The organism is Halovenus aranensis, from assembly GCF_900100385.1.
Classification (GTDB): Archaea; Halobacteriota; Halobacteria; order Halobacteriales; family Haloarculaceae; genus Halovenus; species Halovenus aranensis.
Map to the genome: position 1 here is coordinate 106,419 of NZ_FNFC01000001.1, position 22,032 is coordinate 128,450.

Annotated in this window: 26 protein-coding genes and 1 tRNA gene; 16 read left to right on the top strand and 11 right to left on the bottom strand. The window is 63.0% G+C overall.

What is annotated here, in order from left to right; all coding sequences use genetic code 11:
- Positions 1 to 8: 8 nt before the first annotated feature.
- Positions 9 to 2,264 (bottom strand): heavy metal translocating P-type ATPase, encoded by a 2,256-nt coding sequence (locus BLR34_RS00540; protein ID WP_092698341.1) that lies wholly within the window; start codon positions 2,262 to 2,264, stop codon positions 9 to 11.
- A gap of 164 nt (positions 2,265 to 2,428) precedes the next feature.
- Between BLR34_RS00540 and BLR34_RS00545 the strand changes: the two genes are divergently transcribed.
- Complete coding sequence (locus BLR34_RS00545) at positions 2,429 to 2,851, top strand: HIT family protein (RefSeq protein WP_092698343.1); 423 nt, start codon at positions 2,429 to 2,431, stop codon at positions 2,849 to 2,851.
- A gap of 68 nt (positions 2,852 to 2,919) precedes the next feature.
- Entirely contained in the window at positions 2,920 to 3,465 is a 546-nt protein-coding gene (locus BLR34_RS00550) for a DUF7978 family protein (RefSeq protein ID WP_092698345.1), read from the top strand.
- Between the two features lie 12 nt (positions 3,466 to 3,477).
- Here the strand turns inward: BLR34_RS00550 and BLR34_RS00555 are convergent, their stop codons facing one another.
- Positions 3,478 to 4,194 carry a hypothetical protein gene (locus BLR34_RS00555; protein WP_176765204.1) on the bottom strand — a complete coding sequence of 239 codons (717 nt, stop codon included), beginning with the start codon at positions 4,192 to 4,194 and terminating at the stop codon, positions 3,478 to 3,480.
- A 163-nt stretch (positions 4,195 to 4,357) separates the two neighbouring features.
- Here BLR34_RS00555 and hisF point away from each other — a divergent pair, with 163 nt between their 5' ends.
- On the top strand, positions 4,358 to 5,173 hold the full coding sequence (hisF, locus tag BLR34_RS00560; protein WP_092698349.1) for an imidazole glycerol phosphate synthase subunit HisF: 816 nt from the start codon (positions 4,358 to 4,360) through the stop codon (positions 5,171 to 5,173).
- Between the two features lie 92 nt (positions 5,174 to 5,265).
- Positions 5,266 to 6,102, top strand: a complete 837-nt coding sequence (locus BLR34_RS00565; RefSeq protein ID WP_092698351.1) for a hypothetical protein — start codon at positions 5,266 to 5,268, stop codon at positions 6,100 to 6,102.
- Between the two features lie 9 nt (positions 6,103 to 6,111).
- On the opposite strand, the gene BLR34_RS00570 is transcribed toward BLR34_RS00565, so the two are convergent.
- Both BLR34_RS00570 and BLR34_RS00575 read right to left on the bottom strand, forming a co-directional pair.
- Positions 6,112 to 6,396, bottom strand: coding sequence for a DNA-directed RNA polymerase subunit L (locus BLR34_RS00570; RefSeq protein ID WP_092698353.1), 285 nt, complete (start codon positions 6,394 to 6,396; stop codon positions 6,112 to 6,114).
- 27 nt (positions 6,397 to 6,423) lie between these two features.
- Positions 6,424 to 7,527: a two-component system sensor histidine kinase NtrB gene (locus BLR34_RS00575; protein ID WP_092698355.1), complete on the bottom strand. Its 1,104-nt coding sequence runs from the start codon at positions 7,525 to 7,527 to the stop codon at positions 6,424 to 6,426.
- 106 nt (positions 7,528 to 7,633) lie between these two features.
- On the opposite strand from BLR34_RS00575, the gene BLR34_RS00580 reads away from it, so the two are divergent.
- The 5 genes from BLR34_RS00580 (at position 7,634) to BLR34_RS00600 (ending at position 12,217) form a co-directional block, all read left to right on the top strand.
- Positions 7,634 to 8,587 (top strand): M48 family metallopeptidase, encoded by a 954-nt coding sequence (locus BLR34_RS00580; protein ID WP_176765188.1) that lies wholly within the window; start codon positions 7,634 to 7,636, stop codon positions 8,585 to 8,587.
- 56 nt (positions 8,588 to 8,643) lie between these two features.
- Positions 8,644 to 9,081 carry a DUF3054 domain-containing protein gene (locus BLR34_RS00585; protein ID WP_092698359.1) on the top strand — a complete coding sequence of 146 codons (438 nt, stop codon included), beginning with the start codon at positions 8,644 to 8,646 and terminating at the stop codon, positions 9,079 to 9,081.
- 124 nt (positions 9,082 to 9,205) lie between these two features.
- Positions 9,206 to 10,774, top strand: a complete 1,569-nt coding sequence (locus BLR34_RS00590; protein WP_092698361.1) for a methyl-accepting chemotaxis protein — start codon at positions 9,206 to 9,208, stop codon at positions 10,772 to 10,774.
- A complete protein-coding gene (locus tag BLR34_RS00595; RefSeq protein WP_092698363.1) occupies positions 10,771 to 11,457 on the top strand; it encodes a G protein-coupled receptor family protein in 687 nt (228 codons plus the stop codon). The genes BLR34_RS00590 and BLR34_RS00595 overlap by 4 nt, the downstream gene beginning before the upstream one ends.
- A gap of 25 nt (positions 11,458 to 11,482) precedes the next feature.
- Positions 11,483 to 12,217 carry a proteasome assembly chaperone family protein gene (locus BLR34_RS00600; protein WP_092698365.1) on the top strand — a complete coding sequence of 245 codons (735 nt, stop codon included), beginning with the start codon at positions 11,483 to 11,485 and terminating at the stop codon, positions 12,215 to 12,217.
- Here BLR34_RS00600 and BLR34_RS17220 read toward each other — a convergent pair whose 3' ends face one another.
- A complete protein-coding gene (locus BLR34_RS17220) occupies positions 12,218 to 12,667 on the bottom strand; it encodes an SHOCT domain-containing protein (protein WP_092698367.1) in 450 nt (149 codons plus the stop codon).
- A gap of 90 nt (positions 12,668 to 12,757) precedes the next feature.
- On the opposite strand from BLR34_RS17220, the gene BLR34_RS00610 reads away from it, so the two are divergent.
- Complete coding sequence (locus BLR34_RS00610) at positions 12,758 to 13,276, top strand: FxsA family protein (RefSeq protein ID WP_092698369.1); 519 nt, start codon at positions 12,758 to 12,760, stop codon at positions 13,274 to 13,276.
- Between the two features lie 51 nt (positions 13,277 to 13,327).
- Positions 13,328 to 13,401: transfer RNA gene (locus BLR34_RS00615), tRNA-Ile, on the top strand.
- Between the two features lie 432 nt (positions 13,402 to 13,833).
- On the opposite strand, the gene BLR34_RS00620 is transcribed toward BLR34_RS00615, so the two are convergent.
- Together BLR34_RS00620 and BLR34_RS00625 are read right to left on the bottom strand one after the other, a co-directional pair.
- The gene (locus BLR34_RS00620) at positions 13,834 to 14,709 is read right to left on the bottom strand and encodes an ABC transporter permease (RefSeq protein ID WP_245683162.1); all 876 of its coding nucleotides are present in this window, start codon (positions 14,707 to 14,709) and stop codon (positions 13,834 to 13,836) included.
- Positions 14,706 to 15,746: an ABC transporter ATP-binding protein gene (locus tag BLR34_RS00625; protein ID WP_092698371.1), complete on the bottom strand. Its 1,041-nt coding sequence runs from the start codon at positions 15,744 to 15,746 to the stop codon at positions 14,706 to 14,708. Before BLR34_RS00625 ends, BLR34_RS00620 begins: the two co-directional genes overlap by 4 nt.
- Before the next feature lie 89 nt (positions 15,747 to 15,835).
- On the opposite strand from BLR34_RS00625, the gene BLR34_RS00630 reads away from it, so the two are divergent.
- From BLR34_RS00630 to BLR34_RS00640, 3 genes are all read left to right on the top strand, one after another.
- Positions 15,836 to 16,510, top strand: a complete 675-nt coding sequence (locus BLR34_RS00630) for a helix-turn-helix domain-containing protein (RefSeq protein WP_092698373.1) — start codon at positions 15,836 to 15,838, stop codon at positions 16,508 to 16,510.
- Positions 16,511 to 16,617: 107 nt separating this feature from the next.
- Positions 16,618 to 17,283 carry an NADPH-dependent F420 reductase gene (gene npdG, locus BLR34_RS00635; RefSeq protein ID WP_092698375.1) on the top strand — a complete coding sequence of 222 codons (666 nt, stop codon included), beginning with the start codon at positions 16,618 to 16,620 and terminating at the stop codon, positions 17,281 to 17,283.
- Positions 17,284 to 17,404: 121 nt separating this feature from the next.
- Positions 17,405 to 18,274, top strand: coding sequence for a CheF family chemotaxis protein (locus tag BLR34_RS00640; RefSeq protein ID WP_092698377.1), 870 nt, complete (start codon positions 17,405 to 17,407; stop codon positions 18,272 to 18,274).
- 1 nt (position 18,275) lies between these two features.
- Here BLR34_RS00640 and BLR34_RS00645 read toward each other — a convergent pair whose 3' ends face one another.
- The 3 genes from BLR34_RS00645 to BLR34_RS00655 all read right to left on the bottom strand — a co-directional run bounded on the left by BLR34_RS00645 (position 18,276) and on the right by BLR34_RS00655 (position 20,043).
- Complete coding sequence (locus BLR34_RS00645; RefSeq protein ID WP_092698379.1) at positions 18,276 to 19,154, bottom strand: CheF family chemotaxis protein; 879 nt, start codon at positions 19,152 to 19,154, stop codon at positions 18,276 to 18,278.
- Positions 19,155 to 19,227: 73 nt separating this feature from the next.
- Positions 19,228 to 19,656, bottom strand: a complete 429-nt coding sequence (locus BLR34_RS00650; RefSeq protein ID WP_092698381.1) for a DUF7112 family protein — start codon at positions 19,654 to 19,656, stop codon at positions 19,228 to 19,230.
- Positions 19,657 to 19,659: 3 nt separating this feature from the next.
- Positions 19,660 to 20,043 carry a 30S ribosomal protein S6e gene (locus BLR34_RS00655; protein ID WP_092698383.1) on the bottom strand — a complete coding sequence of 128 codons (384 nt, stop codon included), beginning with the start codon at positions 20,041 to 20,043 and terminating at the stop codon, positions 19,660 to 19,662.
- A gap of 159 nt (positions 20,044 to 20,202) precedes the next feature.
- Between BLR34_RS00655 and BLR34_RS00660 the strand changes: the two genes are divergently transcribed.
- Both BLR34_RS00660 and BLR34_RS16790 read left to right on the top strand, forming a co-directional pair.
- Positions 20,203 to 20,535, top strand: coding sequence for a 2Fe-2S iron-sulfur cluster-binding protein (locus BLR34_RS00660; protein WP_092698385.1), 333 nt, complete (start codon positions 20,203 to 20,205; stop codon positions 20,533 to 20,535).
- Between the two features lie 55 nt (positions 20,536 to 20,590).
- On the top strand, positions 20,591 to 20,767 hold the full coding sequence (locus BLR34_RS16790; protein WP_176765189.1) for a hypothetical protein: 177 nt from the start codon (positions 20,591 to 20,593) through the stop codon (positions 20,765 to 20,767).
- A 1-nt stretch (position 20,768) separates the two neighbouring features.
- Here the strand turns inward: BLR34_RS16790 and BLR34_RS00665 are convergent, their stop codons facing one another.
- Positions 20,769 to 21,965: a 3-hydroxyacyl-CoA dehydrogenase gene (locus BLR34_RS00665; RefSeq protein ID WP_092698387.1), complete on the bottom strand. Its 1,197-nt coding sequence runs from the start codon at positions 21,963 to 21,965 to the stop codon at positions 20,769 to 20,771.
- Between the last annotated feature and the right edge of the window lie 67 nt (positions 21,966 to 22,032).

The following is a 22,032-nucleotide window of genomic DNA, read 5'->3' on the forward strand; positions in this document are numbered from 1 at the left end:
AATCACTATCAGGACGTGATTCGCGAGAGACGCATTGCGTTACCAGTGACGCCGACGGTCATGCCAGCGTCGCCGACTAAAACGGCGACCCAGATGGGGACGTAGCCAAAGGGGACGAGAACGACCAGCAGCGCCTTCACCGCGAGACTCGCCCAGATGTTCTGTCTGATGACGCCGTTTGCCTGCCGTGAGAGCGAGCGCAGGTACCCCAGTTTCGCGATATCGTCGCTCATCAGGGCGATATCTGCCGTCTCCAGGGCTGTATCTGTCCCGGCGGCACCCATCGCGACGCCGACGGTCGCGGTCGCGAGCGCGGGGGCGTCGTTGATGCCGTCGCCGACCATGGCGACCCCGCCGTGTTCGCTGAACTCCCTGACTGCGGCCACCTTATTTTCGGGTAGTAACTCGGCGCGAACCTCGTCGACGCCGACCTGCTCGCCGATTGCGCGGGCGGTCCGCTCGTTGTCGCCGGTGAGCATGACGACCCGCTCGACGCCGAGGTCGTGCAGTCGGTCGACCATCGTCGCCGCGCCGGGCCTCACTTCGTCGGCCACTGCGATGACGCCCGCCAGTGCCTCGCCGGTTCCGACGAGAACGACCGTCTTCCCCTCTCGCTGGAGTTCCGGAATCGTCTCTGCGAGCAGGTCCAGACAGTCGTCGCGCGTACACTCCTCTTTCGGGTGGGTGGCGACGCCGCCGTCGGTCGCCGCGTGGACATGCGAGAGGTCGAACCCGAGGTCTTCGAACAACGCCGGCTTCCCCGCGTAGTGTTTGCGCCCGTCGACAGTCGCCTGGACTCCCTTACCGGTTAGTGCCTCGAAGTCGTCGACCGTCGCCTGGGCTATGTCACGGTCGTTGGCGAACTCGACGATTGCGTTCCCGATGGGGTGTTCGCTCCGGCGTTCGAGCGCCTGTGCACGTCGGAGCAAGTCCGTCTCTGTGGTGTCGTTGAGCGGAACGGTATCGGTGACGCGTAGTTCGCCTCTGGTCAGGGTACCAGTCTTGTCGACTGCGACGGTCTCTACGTCACCCATCGCTTCGAGGTAGGCCCCGCCCTTGATGAGGACGCCGTTGCGGGCGGCGCTGGTGATACCCGAGACGACCGAGACTGGCGTGCTGATGACGAACGCACAGGGGCAAGCCAACACGAGCAGTGTCAGGCCGCGGACGAACCACGTCTGCCAGCCGCCAACCACGAGCGGCGCGCCGACCGCCGCCAGCAACGCCAGGCCGACCACCGCCGGCGTGTAATAGCCCGCGAACTGGTCGACGAACTGCTCGCGGTCGGTGGTCTCGGCCCCTGCGTCCTCGACGAGGTCGACGATGCGTGCGAGGGTGTGCTCGCCCGCGCCGGCCGTCGTCTCGACCTCGAGGTAACCGCCCTCGACGAGCGTGCCCGCATAGACCTCGTCCCCGGCAGTCTTGTCCACCGGGACGCTCTCGCCGGTGACCGGTGACTGGTCGACGGCGCTTTCGCCGTCGAGTACCTCGCCGTCGACGGGGATTTTTTCGCCCGGCTTGACCACGACAGTCTCACCTACTTCGACCTCCGCTGCCGGTACCATCACGTCGTCCCCGTCTCGACGGACACGCGCCTCGTCAGGCGAGAGGTCCATTAGCTCCCGGAGCGAGTTCCGGGCGCGGTCCATCGAGTAGGCTTCGAGTAACTCCGCGATATTAAACAGGAACGCGAGCGTCGCCGCCTCGAAGTAGAGTGCCTCGCCGAAGCCGAGACTCGCCGTCACGGCACCGAGGATAGCGACGCTCATCAGGAAGTCGATGTCGAGTTGACGGTTCCGTGCCGACACGACCCCGTTCCGGAGGATGACTTCACCGCCGACCGCCGCTCCCAGCAAGAAGAGTGCGTCTCCCGTCCGGTGTGGCGTCCCGAGCACGGTCACGAGTTCGATATCGAGTGCCGGGACGACGACCGCGGCCAGCCCTGCGAACAGGAACAGGCCACTCGCCCAGGTCTTGAGTGCGCGGGGGCTCAGCCAGATATCTCCGAAGCCGCGCCCTGCATCCGCTCCCGATGTGTCGGCCACCTCGTAGCCCGCGCTCTCGATGGCCGCGACGATGCCGTCCCGGCCGATGCGCTCGCTGTCGTATTCGACGGTCACCCGCCCGGTCGCTGCCGCCGGCTGGACTGCGACGACACCCCCGCGGCCACCTACCGCGGCCTCGACGGTCCCGGCACACGACGCACAGTCCATCTCGGGAACCGTGAGACGGAGGGTCGTCGTCTCCACAGCATGGTCGCTCATTACCTTGGGCTACGACCCGTGTCTTATTAATTGAACTGCTTTAAGCGCCGCTTCTTATGATAATAGTTGGTAATATACGGTAGATATTTTAATAACACTCTCACGAAAAGTGTCGTCGCGGCCACAGGACAATCTTCATTGCAGAGGGGAGCAACCACCCGGACATGAGCGAGAAGACCATCTTCGAGAAGATAATCGAGGGCGAAATACCGAGTTACACCGTCTACGAGGACGAGACGACCTACGCGTTCCTGGACGCGAACCCGCTCGCGCCCGGGCACACGTTGGTCGTCCCGAAAGAGCCCTACGAGCGGCTGAACGACATGCCGCCGGAGCTGGTCGGCGACGTGTTCTCGACGGCGGGCGAGATTGCCGACGCCGTCGAGGCGGCGACCGACGCTACGGCGACGACGCTCGCGATTAACAACGGCGAGGACGCCGGCCAGGAGGTGCCACACGCGCATCTTCACATCGTCCCACAGACGGCCGAGGACGGCCCCAAGTCGATTCACCGGCTGTTCGACATGGCGGAGTTAGACGACGACGAGATGGCCGATATCGCCGAAGAAATCAAGACACACCAGTAGCCGCTGGTGTCGCCTCGGCGACGAGGTTTCGCCGAGCGCTTATGCCGACTGCCACCAGAGAGATGGATATGGAGTCACGCGAGAGAGTCAGCCGCGCGTCGATGCCCGTACGAGCGACGGGATACGGTCTCGTCGCCGCCTTCTGTACGTACGCGGCAGTCGCGCTCTTTCTCGGGATTCACATCGCTTCGACGGCACACGTGACGGTCACTGGGGTCGGTCTAGAGGCGCTGTTTCTCGGGACGCTCGGGGACTTCCTGAGCGCCCACGCCGGTGTCACCGACGGAGTCGTTATGGGCGTCGCCGGCGTCGGTGTCGTGCCGGGTGTCGTCTACTACCTCGTCCCGCCCGTTTCACTTTGCTGGTGTGCAGTCCGGACGGTCGAGCCGGACGCCCCTCGTCAGAAAGCCGCCGTTCAGGGAGCGGCGATAGTACTCGGGTATGCGCCTGCTGTCGGTCTCGTACTCGCGACGCTTTCGGGGAGTGCCGACTTCGTCTTCGTCGCGCTCGACCCTGCCGAGGCGACGCTCCTGGCCGGTGTCACGTACCCGCTGGTCTTCGGAGGTGTCGGGGGCCTCCTCGCGAATCTACGCCTACAAGACGGTCGGACGTAGCGCCGACGGGTGCTAGAAGCCGCCGTACCGAAGAGAGACCATCACGAAGATGAGCAACAGTTGCACGACTCCCTGAACGCCGCCGAGCATGGCGTTTTGCTTCCCGATGCTGCTGATGATGCCGGCGTCGGGGTTCGCGGATGTCATCTCCCGGTACATCCGTAACTCGCCGGGCAACAGGAAGCCAAACCCCTGTACCGAGAGGATGGTCACCAGCCCGAGGGCGACGGCGATAGCGTGGTTGGTCATCTGGAAGTCGCCGATGGTCAGGCCGACCCAGGTGAGCGAGCCGACGGCCACGACCCCAAAGAGCGCCTGCCAGCGGCGGTCGCCCCACGCGTCGAGTCGCCACCCCAGCAACAGCAGAATCGGAATCAGATTGGCCGCGGTAAACAGCGCCAGCCAGGCCTCGGCGTGTGAGAACAGCCCCAGTCTGTTCGAGAGGGTGATACCCGTCGCGATAGTCACGAAAGCAAGCGACGGGAGAAGAAAGGTCGTCTTGGGTGTGAGTCGCTGAAAGACCGCCGCGCTCTCCTCGTCGTCGAGGCCACCCACGACCGGCCCCAGCACTGCGCCCATGAAGATATCAATACCCGTCCAGAGCAGTCCCGCCATGACGTGAACGTAGGTGTGGTGTTCGAGTGACGCAGCCGTATGCACATACCCCAGCGCGAGGACGGCAACGGCGACGACACCCCCGGCGAATGCGGGATTCGCTCGGCGTGCCAGCCCGTCGACCGTCCCGCGGACCGTGCCTGTCGACATACAGGCACATGGGCTAGAGGCGCACAATTAAACGTTCGGGTATCTCGTCCGTGACTTGGGGAGCAACGCGGTGATAGAAAGGTCTACGTGGGGCGACTCGCAAGGAGCAGACAACAGACCAGCTTCTATGGCACTCACAAAACGCATCATCCCCTGTATCGACGTCGATGTCGACGACGACGGCAACCCGGCGGTGTACACGGGCGTCAACTTCGAGGACCTGGAGTACACGGGTGACCCCGTCGAGATGGCCAAGCGGTACAACGAGGCCGGTGCCGACGAGTTCGTCTTTCTCGATATCACGGCCTCGGCCGAGGGCCGCGAGACGATGCTCGACACGGTCCGGGCGGTCGCCGACGAGGTCTTTATTCCGCTGACCGTCGGCGGCGGCATCCGGACCCGTGAAGATATCAAAGAGACGCTGCGGGCCGGCGCAGACAAGGTGTCGATAAACACCGGCGCGCTGGAGAATCCCGACCTCATCGAGGCGGGCGCGTCGGCGTTTGGCAGCCAGTGTATCGTCATCTCCGTGGACGCACGCCGCCGGTTCGACAGCGAAGGCGAACACTACGTCGAGGCCGACGGCGAATCCTGCTGGTTCGAGTGTACCGTCAAAGGCGGCCGCGAGGGCACCGGCATCGATGCCGTCGAGTGGGCAGGCGAGGCCGAAGCTCGTGGTGCTGGCGAACTCTTCGTCAACTCTATCGATGCTGACGGCACCAAAGACGGCTACGACATCCCGCTGATGAATGCAGTCTGTGACGCCGTGTCGACGCCGGTCATCGCTTCCTCGGGCTGTGGCGGTCCCGAAGACGCCTACGAAGTGTTCACCGAAGCCGACGCCGACGCCGCGCTCGCGGCCTCGATTTTCCACTTTGGGGAGTACTCCATCGGCGAGGTCAAGCGCTACCTCGACGAGCGTGACGTTCCCGTCCGCCTGTAGGCTGTCTCACGTTCTCGGTAACGCTTCTATCGAACGAGAATCTACCACCAGGAACGCCAGCCTTTTAGAGCGAACTTCCCTAGCTCGGCACAATGGAATGGCGGTGTGAGTGGTGTGGCAAACCCCACGACGAAGACGACCCGCCGTGTGACAACTGCGGCCACGGCCAGTTCGAGAAAGCGGTCGTCAGACAGACCGACCTTGCCGACGAGGGAAACCAGGAAGCGACTATCGTCTGGGCCTGTACGGACTGCGGGCGCGAACACCCCAAACACGCACCGCCGTGTAGTCGATGCGGTAATCCGACACTCGAAAAACAGCGCCAGCACGTCGACCAGGCAGAACTGTCCGCGCCGGGGTACCTCGACCTCGTCACCCCGCGGTATATTCTCGCGCTCGGGGTAACGCTCGCCGTCGCGAGCGTCGTCGTGCTCGGCCTCGTCGGCGTGCTCGACGTTCCCGGGTTCGACCAGGGCGGCGTTCCGGGAGTCGACGACGTACCGGGGAACGCGACAGCCACCGGAGGCGTCGCGCTCGCGGACGTGGAAGCCGCCTACGTGGCGGCGCTGAACGAGGAACTCGACCGGGCTGATGGGCCACAACTCGACCGCAGCGACCACCTCGACGAGGTGTCGACGTTCTACAATCAGCGCCTCGTCAAAACCCTACTCGCCGACGGAAACCTGCCCGAAGACCAGCGGGTGAGCGACCTGCTTGGCGAAGAGTGTCGACGCGGGACACCGATAACGTTCAGCGACGAGCAGGTGACTGTCGACGGTAGCGAGACTGCCCCGGAGCTGGGCCAGACACTCGCGACCGCGGTCGTCGAGGCCGGCTTCGAGCCCGTACGGTCGGCCACTGTCGTCGGCGTCGACGTACACGCCGTCGACGGACAGTTGTTCCTCGGGCAGTTCGTCTGTGAGGCGTAACCGCGAAAATCAGACTGCTGCGTCGTAGGCTGCCTGGAAGTCGTTTGCCTTCTCGATGACCTGCTCGGCTCCAGCTTCGAGGGCGTCGAGTGCGTCGACGCCGTCCTCGGTCTTAATTGTCAGAACGGGGTCGGTCTGGCCGCCGGACTGTTCCGGATTCACGTCGTAGGTCGCCGCCTCGATACCGTCGGTCTCCAGCAGCGTCCCCTTCAGGACGTTCATGAACGTGTGGTCCTCGCCGGCAATCTCGATAGAGAGTTCGTTCTCCTGTTTGTCGATAACCCGAAGTTCCATACCCAGATATACCGGTACAGACACTTCTCAAGCTTTCGAATCGTTACCGCGGGCTATCGTAACGCCGGTTACCTCGAACCGGGCACCCGACCCTTCCCCGTCGCCGTCTCCGACGCGCACCGTCCAGCCGTGGCTGTCAGCAATCTCTCGGACGATGGTGAGACCGAGCCCCGTCCCCTTGTCTGCCGTGCTGTACCCTCCCTCGAACAGCCGTTCGCGGTCGGCCTCGTCGATACCCGGCCCGTCGTCGATGACGGCGAATCCGACAGGTCCGCCGTCCTCGACGACCTTTACCTGGACGCTGACGGCGTCGGCTGTCTCGTCATCACTCGGCGCGTTGCGTGCCTCCCCGTTTGACTCGGTCGGCCCACCGTGTTCGATAGCGTTCCGAAAGAGGTTCTCGAAGAGTCTGAGCAGCCGCGTTCGGTGTGCCAGCACCTCGATATCGGTGCTCACCGTCAACGTCGCGGCGTCGGTCGCCACGTTTCCCCAGGCCTCTCTGGCGACTGCTGTCACCTCGACAGGCTCTGTCTCGACGGTTTCCTGAGTCTCTCGTGTCAGCGTCAACACGTCCTGGATGAGTTGCTCCATGTGCGTGAGCGAGTCGTATATCTCTTCGAGATGCTGGCTACTCTCCTCGTCTACATCAGCTATCTCCGGGAGCATCTCTGCCCGCCCGAGCGCGACATCGAGCGGGTTTCGCAGGTCGTGACTGACGACGCTGGCGAATTTCGAGAGGCGCTTTTCACGTGCCTTGTGCGCGGTTATATCGTGGGCAACGACAACGCCATAGGGCTGGTCGCCGGTGACGGTCAACGTACACTCGACCGGAGTCGTCTCACCGTCCCGCGCGCAGAGTGTCGCCTCAACGCTGCGCTGTGGCGTTTCGGATTTTTCGAGGTCACCGGCTGCTGACAGCAGCCGCTGTGCGTCGTCGTCCATCACGAGCGTCAGTGGCTTACCCTCGGCCGTGGCCGCGCTGTATCCCGTTTTCTGCTCGAATGCTGGGTTGACGTAGCCGAACTGACCGCCCGTGTCGAACGTCCAGACGGGGTCTCCGAGCGCCGCCAGAAGCTGCTCGTGGCGGCTGGACGGTCGCCCTGGGTCGTCGCTGTGTTCGTTGTCGACCATCTCGGAGTTTCCCCTGTCGTCTATTGACTGTTGTATGCCTCCCGGTATAAGACTGCGGGCCAACGCGACGCAAGCGGTTTGGGGTCTCGAAGGCAAAGTATCCGATATGAGAGTGCTGGCGCGAACCCTCACAGCGGCGGTCGGAGTCGGGCTGCTTCTCGTCCACGCGGCGGTCGCTGTCGCCTGGTTCGTTGGCCTCCAGTGGCTGCTCGCCAACCCGCCCGGCCCGGCGACGATTGCGGTCGCGTTCCTCGGTGTGGTGGTTGTCGCGGGATACGTTGGCTACCGGACCGGAACTGTCCGTCTCGTCGCTAGCCTCGACGCCGTCACCATACCCGTCGAGCGTGCACCGGCGCTCTATCGCCGACTCGAACGGCTCTGTTCCGAATCGCAGGTAGACCAGCCGACGCTGTTGTTCGCCGACCTGGGTGCGCCAAACGCGCTCTCTATTGGCGGGCCGCGGCGGGGTGTGGTCGTCCTCGACAGGCGGCTGTTCAAGCTGTTGACTATCGACGAACTCGAAGGGATTCTCGCCCACGAACTCGCACACATGGAGCGTCTCGATACGCTCTGGAACACGCTCGCTCTCACCGCCGCCCGGCTTCTGGTCGGGGCCGCGTTCGCGTTGCTGTTCCCCGCAGTCGTCTTGCTCGCTGGCGTCGAACGTGGCGGGGCGTGGATAGCTGGCGAACCGGGGCGGTCACGGCTCGGGCTTGCGGGCTACGTTCGGCAGGTGGTCTTGCTCGGGCTCGGTGCGCTGTTTTCGCTGTTTGCGCTCGGCTTTCTGGCCTACTCGCGCCGCCAAGAGTTCGCCGCAGACCAGCGTGCTGCAGAGCTGACTGGCAACCCGCGCGCACTCGCCGCCGCGCTGGCGAAAATCCACCGTGCGACGACGCCGCGTGAGGGTCTGCTCGCCGTGCTGTACATCCACGACGACCGGACCGAACACCGCGACCGCCGGCTGTCGACACACCCACCTATCGACGAGCGCATCGACCGGCTGCTTGCAAACAGAGAGGTTTCCCCGTCCGAGCGGGTCAGCCGACTCCGGCCGCGATAGCGCCATAGGTCGATGCAGTGAGACTGATAAGCGTCGACTCCTGAGTGCCATTGAGGATGCTCCGTCACGTACGCACGCTCGGTGTCCGGCCGTCGTTGCCGGCCTCGCCAGCGGCCGCGCTCGTCTTGCTCGGGGACCTGCTCGGGTTGCTCTTGTTCATCGCCTGGGGGCTGTACGCTCACAACCTCCGCGCCTGGGAGGTCCCGGTTCACACTGCCGAGACGCTTGCCCCGTTTCTCATCGCCTGGCTCGTGTTTGCACCGCTTCTCGGGTTGTATCAGGGCCGGACACTCCGGAGCTACGGCCAGACCCTTGCGCTACTCGTTCCTGGCTGGGCTGGCATCGCACTGGTCGGTGCACTTATCCGTGCAACGTCGCTGTTCTCCGGCGGCGCTAGTCCCGTCTTCGTCGTCGTGAACGTCGTCTTCGGCCTGCTCGTGCTTGCGCCGTGGCGACTGGCCGTGGTCGCTGGCTTTCGCCGTCTGGGCTTGTGAACAAACTGCTGACCGGACCCGTCGCCTCACCTCGCCGGCCAGTATTGTTAGTATATAAACACTATCTCGCTCATATGGAACTATCAACGTCATTCTTATACGACGCCTTTGCACTAACAGATGTATGGGGCTCATAGAATCGATACAGGGGAAATACAGCAATCGTGTCACTGCCGCAGTGCTGGCTGTGACCCTCGTATCTCTCCTGTTTACCGGGGCATTTGTTGGAATACTGTTACAAGGGGAACCAGACGAGCAGGCAGTCATCTCGGCTGCAGGTGGAACGGCAGTCATTTTCATTCTGCATCTGGGGCTGCTTGGCATCGTCCTCAGCGGGAACCTGCGCGTCGAACTCGGGGACCTTATTGACGCGACCGAGCGGATGGAAAACGGCGAGCTGGACGTCGAACTGTCGTCTGACAGGCCCGACGAAATCGGCACACTCTACGATGCCGTCGACAGCATGCGACTCTCCTTGCGCGATGCAATCGAGGAGTCCGAGCAGGCACTCGAAGATGCACAGCAGGCAGAACAGCGTGCCCGCGAGGCACAGACCGAGGCCGAGGAGCTGAACGCACAGCTCGTCGAGGACGCCGAACAGTTTAACGCCGCAATGCAGCAGTTCGCCGACGGCGACACGACCGTCAGGGTCGAAGCCGAGAGCGACATCGACGCGATGGCAGATATCGCGGCGGCGTTCAACGAGATGACATCCGAGTTCGAGCACACCATCGGTGACCTCATCGAGTTCGCACAGGAGGTCGAATCCGCGAGCACGACAGTCAGCGAGAACGCGAGCGACGTCGAGAACATAAACGAGCGGGTCGCCGAGGCAGTTCTCGAAATGGCCGATAACGCGACCGACCAGGCCGACCAGCTCACCGCGACGACCGACCAGACAAACGAGCTATCGGCGACGATAGAGGAGGTGGCCTCGACGACACAGGACATTGCCCAGTCTGCCGAGGACGCCGCTGATATCGGTCGCGACGGCACACAGCGGGCACAGGAAGCCATTGCGCGGATGGAAGACATCGAAACCACTGTCGAGGAACTGGAGACGCTCGTCGAGAGCCTGGACGCCGAGATGGAGCGCGTCGTCGACTCGACGGCACTCATCGACGAGATTGCCGAGCAGACGAACATGCTCGCGCTCAACGCCAACATCGAGGCCGCGCGGGCAGACGCCGACGGCGAGGGCTTTGCGGTCGTCGCCGACGAGGTGAAATCGCTGGCCGAGGAGTCACAGGAAGTCGTCGCCGAGATAGAGGGCGTCGTCGAGTCGGTCCGTGACGACGTGGGCGAAGTCAGCGACAAGATGGTGTCGACGCGGGAAGCGACTGTCGAGGGGGCCACGACCGTCGAGGAGGCCGCCGAGACGCTCGAAGCGCTGACCGATACCGTTACCGACATCGACACAGCAATGGGCGAGATAGCGCGCGCGACCGACGACGGCGCGAGCGCGACCGAGGAGGTCGCAGCGACAGTGCGCGACGCGTCGAACACCGCGACCGAGGTGTCTCGTGAATCTGACGACCTGGCCGAAACTGCACAGGAAGCCGCCGAGCGGATGAACACGACGGAGTCACGCGCGGACGCGCTCGTCGACCGGACACAGGAACTCAGAGAGATGCTGTCGACCTTCGAGACCTCACGGGAGGTCACGGCGACCACCGGAGGTGGGCACAGATGACCGACCCGATTACGCTGACGTTCGCCGGTGCCTACGCCGTCGCTGTGGTCGCGTTACTCGTCTGGCTCCAGGCAATTCCGACGGAGTTGCGACAGTACTGCTATCCGCTGCTCGGGCTCGTGTTGCTCGCGGCGGTTACGAACACTGCGTCCGGGTTCGCAGTCGGGGCACTCTCTGTGGGTGAGGGAACGCTCGACGTGCCAAATTTGCTCGACGGCGCCGTCGCGTACGGGACGCTGTTCGGGTTGGCGGCGTACCTCGCCGGAGTGAGCCGCCGCAAGCTTGGGGTGGCTATCGCCCTGCCGGTGAGCATGAATCTCGCTTTTCAGGGAACTGCACTGGCCAGCGGACTCGTCGCTATCCTCGGGGCGCTGATTGTCGTCGGCGGGTTCGTCGTGCTCTGTTGGCTCTTTGCCGGCCCGTTCATGCGTACCGTCCAGACGACGCAGGCGGACAGACAGCGGCTCTACCGGAAGTTCCGTAACCTGCTGTTGTTCCTCATCGGCGTCCTCATTATTACCGCGTTCACGACGCTCGATGTGTTCGACGCGGATGTCAGCGCTATTCTCGTCGCCTACATCGACTTCCTGCTGCGTGTCGGCTTCGCTGCCTTCCTCTTTGCGAACGTCGGCGTATTCCGGGAGTTCGGGGCAGCCGTCGCCGCCGGTGACACAGACCATTAAGTTGTCGGCGGTCGTCGCCTGCAGCATGGCACACGTCGAGGTACACACCGAGGTGGAGTTCACAGAACCGATACTCGTCGAGGGACTCCCCGGCGTGGGGCTGGTCGGCAAAATCGCGGCCGACCACCTCGTCGAGACGCTCGATATGACTCACTACGCCTCCTGTCACTGCGAGGGGTTGCCCCGCGTCGCGGTGTACAGCGAGGGTGACCGAACAGTCCGTCCGCCCGTTCGCATCTACGCAGACCAGGAGCGAGACCTGCTGGTCCTCCAGAGTGATGTCCCGGTCTCGCCACAGGCTGCCCCCGAGTTCGCCGGCTGTCTGTCGGCCTGGTTCGGCGAGGAAAACGTGACACCGATTCTGCTGAGCGGTCTCCCCGAGGAGAAAGACGGGCGGCCAGAACTGTACGGGATGGGCTGTGGCGACGGGCTGGCGATGCTCGCGGACACCGAGATTCCGACGCCTACCGAGAACGGAATGATAACCGGGCCGACGGGCGCCCTGTTCGCCGAGGCTTGCCAGCAGGACATGGACGCGGTCGGCCTCGTCGTGCAGGCCAATCGCCAGTTCCCGGACCCCGAGTCTGCACGGGTGATACTCGTCGACGCTATCGAGCCCTTCGCCGACATCGACGTCGACACCGACAAACTGGTCGAACAGGCCGAAGAGATTGCCAGCGCACGCGAGAAACTCGCCAAGCAGATGAACCAGGCCGCCGAGGAGAGCACGCAGGCCCAGCCGCTGGGGATGTACCAGTAATCACTCGCGGTCTGTGAGCAGGTCCTCCGGCGTTTCGGTGTCGGTATCGAGGTTCTCGACCGCGCGTTCGATGCGTTCTGTGTTGTTTTGGCTCACGTCTTCTGCCTCCAAGAGGGCGTCGAGGCGGCGTTCGAGTTCGACCTCGTCGATTTCGCCTCGGGCGTAGCGCTCGCGCAACTCCTCGACGGGGTCTGCCGACGAGTCTTGTTCGTCCATCGCCTCTTTCATGCGCTCCTCGACCAGGTCGTTGACTTCGTCGTCAGCCCACTCCGGGCCCGGTTCTGGCGGCCCGAACAGGATAGCCGAGGCGGGCGTGAGCAACAGCCACCCGACGACGAAGACAGCGGCCGCGGCCGGCAGGCTGACAAACAGTGCCGCGAGAATACCAAGCGGGAGCGTCACGACTGCAAACAGCGGCGTGAGCCGGGCCGACAGCGTTCCAGACGGCATATTGTGTGTGTTACGTCGTCGGTAAAAAATACTGTCGGCAACGCTGAACCCTCTCGAAAAGCGTTTGGGCGAGGGGAGAAAAGAGCGGGTATGCTCAGACTCATCGGGTTGTTGCTGCTGATTCCGTTGCTCGATGCGCTGTTTCTCGTCGTCCTGACCGGCATTCTCGGCTGGCAACTCGTCGTCTTGCTGGTCGTGTTGACTGCTCTGCTCGGTGTCTTCCTCGTCCGACTGGAGGGACGACACACGCTCGCGAAGATTCAGCGCAAAGCTGCCCGCGGCGAAGCCCCCACGAACGAACTGCTCGACGGCGCGCTGCTCTTGATTGCTGGTGCCTTCCTCCTGACACCGGGACTGGTCACCGACGCCATCGGATTCGTGCTGGTGCTCCCACTGACGCGGTACCCTGTTCGCCTCGCGCTCAAAAGGTGGGTCGTCGTCCCTTACGTCGACGACAAGACCGGTGGCTTCGCTACCGGGAACGTCTACGTCGGCGGCTTCCCCGGCGGCAACGACGGCCCAACCGAGCCAGACGGCCCCGACTCCGGCGAAAACGGCTTCGAGGCGACTAGTGACGTAGATTTCGAAGATGTCGACGACTCTCGGTGAGAAAAGTAACGTTTAACAGTGCCTGCCGGATACCTGTTGATGCACTCAGTTGGGCCGATAGCTCAGTTAGGTTGAGCGCTCGGCTGATAACCGGGAGGTCCGCGGTTCAAATCCGCGTCGGCCCACTTCGATTCCTCCTCGTTCCTGGGTTTTTCAGATTCGTCTCTATACCGTTTGACGGCCCGAAATTCGGACGATAAGGATTTTTCAGAAAACCATCATTCTGAGCAATTCACAAGCCATGCTTGCGCCGCCCTCTGCCGTCTGCCGGTTTTTAGAGCCAAGACTTCCCTCGCGGAGGGTTCGATGACGGACCGGACTCAGGTCGTCGCGTACATCTGTCGGCACTCATCCTGTAGCGACGACTGACCCAATCACGGGACGAAATCGCCACTCTGGAGGGGGCACATCCGCGTAACGTGACGGCAAAAAGAAGCAGTGGCACTCATAGTGATTATTGCGGTAATTTTTGTGACCACGTTACAGGAATCGTCGTGTCACATCCTGTGAACCCCGTCTGCTGTTACCACGGCGGTAACGACTCGCAATAATCACTATCAATCGGCCTTCGAACTACTGGCCCGTGAGAGCAACGCGATTGTCGTGGCACCGAAGACGATGTTGAGCGCGATAAGCACGGCCAGCGCAGGAGCAAGTGTGTCGTAGATGCCGCCGAATGCGGAGATCTCAAGGACGGTCATCACGTCGCGGTCCAGCACGAGCGCGCGGACCGCGTCGACCGCGTAGGTCACCGGATTGAGTTTGGCGATTATCTGTGTGGTCCCCGACAGCGAGGAGACGGGCAGGAACGCCGAGGAGATGAAAAGCAACGGGAACAGCAAGGCGTACGCGGCCGCGTCGAGCGCCTCCTGGTCCCGGGTCACGAGAGCAAGAATATTCGAGAGCGACATGTACCACGTCCCGAACAGGAGACAGACGAAGACGATGCCAACTACGCCGGGGAGCCCGGTCTCGATGCGCCCGCCAATAGCCAGGGCGAGGCCAAGGACGACCAGCACCTGGAGGACGATGCGAAGGAGTTCGGCGGCGGCCTTGCCGGCGAAGACGGCGGTCCAACTCATCGGTGTGACGACGACCTTCTCGAACATGCCGGTCTGGAGGTCCTCGACGAGACCAATCCCCGAAGAGACCGAAGAGGCCATCGACACCTGAACCAAGACGGCAGGCACGAGGAAGGACACGTACCCGACATCCCCGAAACCGCTCTGTTCGAGGGCGAGTGCGCCGGCCTCGCCGAAGACTGCAGTGAACATCAACAGCGAGAGAACGGCCATGACGACATCGAGGAAGACGGGGGTCGGGTTCCGAATTGCCTTGCGGTTCCAGCGTTTGAAGTTCACCCAGATGTCTCCGACCACGCCGTTGCCGGACGGCACACGCGAGGATTCGGAGCCGAAGTCGGGCGTACTCACGCTGACCCCTCCCCTGGCTGTTCGAGATTGTCGGCCTGGTCGTCTGCGATGGCGAGGAAGACGTCGTCCAGCGAGGCCTCTTCGATGTCGAACCCGCTTACGGAGATTCCCGCGTCGCGCAACGCGACCAGAAGTTCCGTCCCGTGGTCGCTGGCAAACTGTGTGGTGACCCTGAGACCGTCCTCGGTGGTATCGACGGCCACGTCGGGCTCGAAGAGGGCGCTGTTGCGAGCGATGTCTGTGGCCTCCGTGACGGCTGCCGGGCCACCGTCGACGTCGATTTCGAGTCTCGCTCCGCCGACGCGCCGTTTCAGTTCGTCGGGAGAGCCGTCTTCGACGAGAGTTCCGTCGCGGATGACTGCGAGACGGTCACAGAGCTGGTCGGCCTCCTCGAGGTACTGGGTCGTGAGGAAAATCGTCGTCCCGTTTTCGTTGATACGCTCGAAGTAAGCCCACAGTCGGTTGCGTGCCTTGGGGTCGAGACCGGTCGTGGGCTCGTCCAAGAAGACGAGTTCCGGGTCGTGGACGAGCGCCGTGGCGGCGTCGAGGCGCTTTTTCATCCCCCCGGAGAACTGTTCGGCAGGGGTGTCGCTGACGTCCGCGAGGTCGACCAAATCGAGGAGTTCGTCGATTCGACCCTCCCGCTGGGCCCGGGCGACGCCGTAGGCTTCACACGCAAACCGGAGGTTCTCCTTGGCGGTCAGTTCCTCGTCGACGCTTGTCTCTTGGGCCATGTATCCGATTGTCCCCCTGACGGCGGTCCGTTCGGAGGTGGCGTCGTAGCCGTTGATTCGCACCGTCCCGTCGGTTGGTTCCAGCAGCGTCGCCAGCATCTTGATTGTCGTCGTCTTGCCCGCCCCGTTCGGCCCGAGAAAGCCGAAGAACTCGCCTTTCGGAATCGACAGCGAGATGCCTTTGACTGCCTCTGTCCCGTCCGAGTAGGTGAGCGATAGGTTCTCCACTGCCACCGAAGGTTTCCGGTCGGCGGATTCGTTCCTCGTGTCGTCTGCGTTGTGAGCGCGCCTCGATTGTACCATGTGTTTGCACTCCTTTTTCGCACTGCTCCGAGAGGATTCTGTGAGGTATGGACGTGGGTTTTATAACTGCGGTAGCTGAGATACGGCTGATGAAATACATTCGGGCCACCGTTCAGGTCGACTCTGAGGAGGCACCGACGTTTTTCAATCTGCTTGCGAACTCGCCAAAGATAGAGGAAGCGCGGGTGCTCGACGTGAACACGACGCTTGAAGGCATCGACAACTATCTGTTTGCAATTATGGGTGACCCCACCACCTTCGCCGCGGAGGCCACCGACACGCCAGGCGTCGCGTCGGTCGACCTCTCCGAGACTCGCAACCGAATCACCTACGCTGTCGTCGTTGTCGATTCCCTGGAAACGCCAATGTACGACGCCATCCAGCGGGCGAGTTCCCAGGGTGGACTCGTGATACGGACGCCGCTAATCTACCGTGACGGGAAACTGTACGGTCGCGGCGTCGGCAATCCGGAACCGCTGCAACAGGCACTCGAAGACACGCCGGACCCGCTCGACGTGCAGATCGACGAGATCGGCCGCTTCCGTGGCGGGCTGGACGACCCGGTGTCGACGCTGAGCGACCGCCAGCAGGAGGCGCTCGAAACCGCGCAGAAACTCGGCTACTACGACCAGCCCCGCGGCGCGACCCACGAGGACGTGGCCAAAGAACTGGGGTGTGCACCCGTGACGGCGAGCGATCACCTCCAGAAGGCGGAAGGAAAGGTCGTCAACGCCGTGCTCGATAAGTTCGGACCGTCAATCTGAGGCGAAGTTGGCCGTCTGCGTTTCGTTCCATTGCCCGTCCTCGTTCTGACTGTGGCGTTTAACACACAAGCACCAACGCTTAGTCACCCCTCCACCAACAGGAGTGTATGCACGTTGCACTGCTAGGTGGCACGGGCGATATCGGCGAGGGACTGGCGCTCAGACTGTCTCGGGACACCGACCACGCGGTGACAGTCGGCTCCCGAGACGCCGAGAAGGCCCGAGACGCCGCCGCCGAGTACGAAGCGACGCTTGCCGACCACGGCGTCGAGGCGACCGTTGAGGGGGCAGCGAACGCCGACGCCGCGGGGGCGGCCGACGTGGCGGTCTGTTGTGTCCCAGCGTATCACCTCACGGACACCATCGAGGCAGTTGCCGACGACCTCGGCGATGCAGTCCTCGTGTCGCCCGCGGTCGGGATGACCAGCGACGAGTCGGGGATGCACTACAATCCGCCGGGGGTCGGGAGCGTCACCGAACTCGCCGCGACCGCCGCACCCGACGGTACGCCCATCGCTGGCGCGTTCCACAACCTCGCGGCCGGCCGACTCGGGGCACTTGAGGCCGACCTCGACTGGGACGTTCCGATTGTCGCCAGCGGCGACACCGCACGAGAGGCCGTCGTCACGCTGGTCGAGGATATGGCGGGACTCCGGCCACTCGTTGCAGGCGACCTCAGCAACGCAGCGGAAATAGAGGGGCTGACGCCGCTGCTCATCAACCTCGCACGGAACAACGACGGGATGCACGACCTGGGCGTCAAGTTTTGGTAGCCTGCACGGCCGTGTTCATAGCGGCTGACCGGCTCCTGACACCGGGCACAACGCCGCCGTTATGCCAGAGCCGAATGGTTAATAGCCGGGCACGCCAACACTCCGGTAACCGCCCACAGCGATGAAAGAGGGTGAAACGAAACTCGCCGACGCGAAAGGGAAGTTCGCCCAGGTCGTCAAAGACGGCCGGAAAGTGCCTGATATCGAGTGGGTGCCAGGGCGCGTCCTCCTCTCGAACAGACGGCTGATTCTGGCGAGCAAACAGGGCAAACGGACCATTCCACTCGCCGACGTTAGCAGCATCAAGAGCCAGGAAGACGCCGAGAACCCCCTCGCGAAGGTGTCTAACTACATCTCTCTGCAGGTCGAGGCCGACGTGACGCTCATCTCTCCAAAAAACCACCAGAAGTTCGAGCACGCGCTGTACGACGCCGTTCTCGACCAGCAGGTCGTCGCGGTCAAACACCCGGCAGTCAAAGGCGGCGTGGTTCAGGATACTACCTGGGAGAAAGGCCGGCTAACGACCGAGTTGGCGGACGGAAACATTGCGCTGGCGCTGGCGAGCGGGCAGTTCGTCGAAATCGAACTCGACGACATCGGCATCGTCGAGGAAAACGAGGGCCAGGTACTCGGCGACGAGCGGTTTTTCATCGAGGTCGAACACACCGAAGAGGAGGCTGCCGTCCAGACGTACATCTCCGGCCCGAGGCGCAAGACGAACATCCTGGCCGAACTCTTTCGAAAAAGCGAACAGCAGCATACGACCGACGTGGAGCTTTCAGAGGAGGAAAATGCCGTCGTGATGGCGCTGTATTCGGGCGTCTCGCCGTTCCAGATTCCAGATTTTGTCGGCCTCGATGTCGAAACCGTCGAGGAGATTTACGATAACCTCATCGAGGCCGGCATCCTCCAGGAGCAACGGGTTCGGCGTGACGTGCAACTCAAGGCTCGCGGTCGCAACATCGCAAGCGAGGCGATGGGTGAGGAGTGAGTCAGGCGTTGATGTCTTCGAGGTGTCGGTTCACGAGCACCTGCCCTTTTGGCGTGAGCTTGGTGCCGTCGCTCGCGTCGACGACGAGTTCTTCATCTTCGAGGTCGTTGAGGAGCATCGTCACCTCTGTCGGGTCTTTCCCGATAATCTGGGGGAGTGACATCCCCTTGTTGCCCGCCCCGGAGTAGACAGCGACCAGCAACTCCTTCTCGTCTTCGGTGAGCGTGAGGTCTTTCAACTCGGCCATCAGGTCGGAGTACTCAAGCCGGAGGTATCGGCCCAGCAGTGACATCTTTCGCGGCGAGTCTGTCGTCACCTGGGTCAACATCGCGTCTCCACGGGGCATGTGTTTCACGTCGAGAACGGGCCGTTTCGTCCCGGCGATTCGACGCTTGGTTTGGTCGAACTCGGTGACCGCCGCGAGCCTGATTGCGACGGTTTCCTCGTCGTTTCTGAACTCGACCTGTTTCGGCTTCAGGAACAGTTTCGCGGCACTGAACTCGGCATCGGTCACCCGGCCACCGACCCGCGCTGGATGTTTGACCGTCATGTCGGTGCCGTTCAGCAACGCCTTGAACAGCACGTTCGAGAACTTCTCTATCTTGTCGTCGGGGGCCTCGATGGCAGCGACGAACCGCTTGTCGTTTTTGCGAAACGCAACCGTGACCGTCGCGTCGAAAAAGCCGTCGAGTTCGTCGGGTACCTGCCCGACAGCAACGTCGAAAATCGACGTGAGCGGGACGGGGAGCTTGTCGTTGTCACCGACTGCGAGAACCAGTCGCTTCTCGCTCAGCAGCACCCGGCCTTTGACCGGGTCCGTCGTGCGCAACACGTTCGAGTCGAACGTGGCGACAAAATCGGCGATGACTGATTCCGACATCCCTTACTGGTACATACCCCCGGCCGAGTAATGAGCATTTCGTGCCAGTATCATCCGGAATAACGACTGCCGCTCAGGTATCGAGGTCTCGCGCAATATCGGCGAGACTCGAATCGGGCTGTTCCGGCGGCGAGTAGACGATTCGCTCACCCGGGCGACGAAGCCCGTAGGCATAGCCGGTCCGGAGTACGTCGAACACCAGGGCGTCGCCGTCCTGCAGATCGTGGTCGGCGAGCCACGCGCGCAATTCGTCGTCGCCGTCGCCCGTGCGGGCTAGCTGGCGAGTCCCGAACGCACCCTGGATAGTCGCCTCGCCGTCGAGACTCGCGGTTAGCTGTGTCCAGACCTGGTCCCCTTCGAGTGACAGTGAGACCACATCGTCGAGCGTACAGTCGAGACTATCGGGTAAAACGAGCTGTTTGCGTCGCGTCCGACCGACAGTCGAGAGGTGGACACGGTGTGAGACGACGGTCTCGTGGTCGGACGGTACGCGGTCGTGCACGCGTTACTCGTCGGCCAGCAGCTCGTCGACCGGCTGGTCGCCCCGACCGGCGATGCGGGCGTTAATCTGGCGCGTGTCGTCGCTGATTTCGCGGCCCCGGACGGTGACTCGTTTGCGCTCGCCGTCGCGCGAGGGGTTGTACCCCGTACCGCCTTCGAGCATGACGGATTTGAGGTTCGGGCCGCGCACGTCGTCGCGCATCGGCCGCCCGGCGTTGTCGGAGCCACCGGTCAGCTCCAGCGTGTAGCCGTTCAGGCCAACGGCACTGCCGTCGACCTCTTCGCCGAGGTCGCGCCCGATGAAGCGATTTGCGTCCTGGTCCGATACGTCAATCTGATAGGTCATGCCATCTTCCGGGTCGGAGACGGCGACTGTGAATTCGGCCATATGTGTGACAAAATCGAGCCGCCATCAAAAGCCCGTCGAACCGCCCCGAGACCCGTGGGGGCGTTGCCAGGCGGTCTCGGACGTGCGTGTCACACGGAGTCTCACCCATCCGTGGGTCACCAGGGCGGCATTGATAGGGGCCTAGTCCGTATCTCGGGTATGAGCGATACCGTTCCGGTCACGGTCGTCGACGGCGACGGCGAGACCACAATCGCGGTCGAGCGCGGTCGGACACTCCGGGACGCGCTCCTCGAACGCGACTTCGCTGTGTATGGCACCGTCTCCCAGTATGCGAACTGTGGCGGCCGCGGCCTGTGTGCGACCTGTACGGTCGAAGTCGACCCCGCGCCCGAGCCGTCACACTGGCACGACGCGGCCGCGGTCCGATTCGGCTATCCGCGACTCTCCTGTTGTCTCGCGGTCGAGGAGCCGATGCGGGTTCGCCTGTTAGACAAACACGTCTGGGGGCAGGTCCTCCCCCGGCCGGAGTGAGCCATCGACCGGAACTCACCCCGAGAATTATACCCAGTGGCTCCGTACACGTTGTATGGGTTCGACAACGAAACACGTCATCAACGGAATCATCTCGCTCGTCATCAGCGTCGTCGTCACGGTCGTCATGGCCGACGATGACGACGGGCCGTGGGACCTCGAGGAGGTTGCTATGGCCGTCGGCATCTCGGCGTTTCTCTCGGGCTTTTTCACCAGTTACTTCGCCGAGTAACTCAGTAGAACGTCTCGCCGCGTTTTGCCTTCTCGACGAGCAGTGAACACGGCAGCGTTTCGGCCATCTTGTCCGTGTTCTCGTGGCGACTGGCGACCTCGGTCAACCGCGAGAGAATCGCGTCGGCTCCGACCTCGTCGGCCTTCTCGAAGGGTCCTTTCGGCCAGTTGCCCCCGAGTTTCGCGCCAGTATCGACGTCCTCGACGGTCGCCACGCCGTGTTGAACCATCTTCGCGGCCTCGTTGACAATCGGTGCCCAGACCAACAGCGGGTCGAATCCCTGGCCGGCGTCGACGGGGATGTCGGGCTCGTCGCGGTCGCTGTAGTCGTAGTACCCCGCGTCTGTCTTCCGGCCGTAGCGGCCTTTCTCGTAGAGCTGATAGAGCAGCGGGCAGACATCCGTGTCGTAGGCCAGCGGTCGGTCATCTTTGAGGTGGTCCTCTGCTCCTTCGACGCGGAGCTGAATCGCGCCAGTGTAGTCGGCGAGTTCGAAGGGACCCATCGGGAACTCCTCGCCGTATTTCATCGCCGAATCGATTTCCCGCAGCGAGTGTTCGCCGCGGTGGACCATCCACGCCGGCTCCTCGCCGTAAGGTCGCATCAGCCGGTTGACGATGAACGACGGCACGTCCTTCCTGCAGCGAATCGGCGTCTTGTCGAAGTCCTCGACGAGTGTCTCTGCGGTCTCGACGACGGCGTCGGGGGTGTGTTCGGTCATGATGACCTCGACTAGGTCCATCAACATCGGCGGATTGAACCAGTGTGTCCCGAGCACCTGGCCGGGTCTCTCGGTCACTTCTGCGAGCTGTGTGATGTTCAACCCGGAGGTGTTCGTAGCGAGAATCGCCTCCGGTGGCGCGGCTGTGTCGAGGTCCTCGAAGATGTCCTCTTTGACCGACTGCTGTTCGACTGCGGCCTCGGTGACGAAATCGGCGTCAGCGACCGCCCCCTCCAGGTTGGTCATAAATGAAAGACGTTCCATGGCCGCGTCGACCTCGTCTTGGGTTGCGGCGTCGTTCTCGACGCTCTTTCCGTAGGACCATTTGATGTCTTCTCGGGCCTCCTCCAGTTGTGCTTCGTCGATGTCGTTGACGACGACCTCGTAGCCCGCGAGGGCGGCGACAGCAGCGATTCCGCGACCCATCTGTCCAGCCCCGATAACCGTGACGCGCTCGATGTCGTCGATTGCTACGACCATACCACCGGTTCGAAGCGACCAGTCAAAAACGTACAGGACTGCGCCGTCGGCACAGCGCCGTGGCCGT

Coding starts and splice junctions, on each gene's coding strand:
- BLR34_RS00540 (WP_092698341.1), bottom strand. CDS start 2,264: ATGAGCGACCATGCTGTGGAGACGACGACCCTCCGTCTCACGGTTCCC.
- BLR34_RS00545 (WP_092698343.1), top strand. CDS start 2,429: ATGAGCGAGAAGACCATCTTCGAGAAGATAATCGAGGGCGAAATACCG.
- BLR34_RS00550 (WP_092698345.1), top strand. CDS start 2,920: ATGGAGTCACGCGAGAGAGTCAGCCGCGCGTCGATGCCCGTACGAGCG.
- hisF (WP_092698349.1), top strand. CDS start 4,358: ATGGCACTCACAAAACGCATCATCCCCTGTATCGACGTCGATGTCGAC.
- BLR34_RS00565 (WP_092698351.1), top strand. CDS start 5,266: ATGGAATGGCGGTGTGAGTGGTGTGGCAAACCCCACGACGAAGACGAC.
- BLR34_RS00570 (WP_092698353.1), bottom strand. CDS start 6,396: ATGGAACTTCGGGTTATCGACAAACAGGAGAACGAACTCTCTATCGAG.
- BLR34_RS00575 (WP_092698355.1), bottom strand. CDS start 7,527: ATGGTCGACAACGAACACAGCGACGACCCAGGGCGACCGTCCAGCCGC.
- BLR34_RS00580 (WP_176765188.1), top strand. CDS start 7,634: ATGAGAGTGCTGGCGCGAACCCTCACAGCGGCGGTCGGAGTCGGGCTG.
- BLR34_RS00585 (WP_092698359.1), top strand. CDS start 8,644: ATGCTCCGTCACGTACGCACGCTCGGTGTCCGGCCGTCGTTGCCGGCC.
- BLR34_RS00590 (WP_092698361.1), top strand. CDS start 9,206: ATGGGGCTCATAGAATCGATACAGGGGAAATACAGCAATCGTGTCACT.
- BLR34_RS00595 (WP_092698363.1), top strand. CDS start 10,771: ATGACCGACCCGATTACGCTGACGTTCGCCGGTGCCTACGCCGTCGCT.
- BLR34_RS00600 (WP_092698365.1), top strand. CDS start 11,483: ATGGCACACGTCGAGGTACACACCGAGGTGGAGTTCACAGAACCGATA.
- BLR34_RS17220 (WP_092698367.1), bottom strand. CDS start 12,667: ATGCCGTCTGGAACGCTGTCGGCCCGGCTCACGCCGCTGTTTGCAGTC.
- BLR34_RS00610 (WP_092698369.1), top strand. CDS start 12,758: ATGCTCAGACTCATCGGGTTGTTGCTGCTGATTCCGTTGCTCGATGCG.
- BLR34_RS00625 (WP_092698371.1), bottom strand. CDS start 15,746: ATGGTACAATCGAGGCGCGCTCACAACGCAGACGACACGAGGAACGAA.
- BLR34_RS00630 (WP_092698373.1), top strand. CDS start 15,836: ATGAAATACATTCGGGCCACCGTTCAGGTCGACTCTGAGGAGGCACCG.
- npdG (WP_092698375.1), top strand. CDS start 16,618: ATGCACGTTGCACTGCTAGGTGGCACGGGCGATATCGGCGAGGGACTG.
- BLR34_RS00640 (WP_092698377.1), top strand. CDS start 17,405: ATGAAAGAGGGTGAAACGAAACTCGCCGACGCGAAAGGGAAGTTCGCC.
- BLR34_RS00645 (WP_092698379.1), bottom strand. CDS start 19,154: ATGTCGGAATCAGTCATCGCCGATTTTGTCGCCACGTTCGACTCGAAC.
- BLR34_RS00655 (WP_092698383.1), bottom strand. CDS start 20,043: ATGGCCGAATTCACAGTCGCCGTCTCCGACCCGGAAGATGGCATGACC.
- BLR34_RS00660 (WP_092698385.1), top strand. CDS start 20,203: ATGAGCGATACCGTTCCGGTCACGGTCGTCGACGGCGACGGCGAGACC.
- BLR34_RS16790 (WP_176765189.1), top strand. CDS start 20,591: ATGGGTTCGACAACGAAACACGTCATCAACGGAATCATCTCGCTCGTC.
- BLR34_RS00665 (WP_092698387.1), bottom strand. CDS start 21,965: ATGGTCGTAGCAATCGACGACATCGAGCGCGTCACGGTTATCGGGGCT.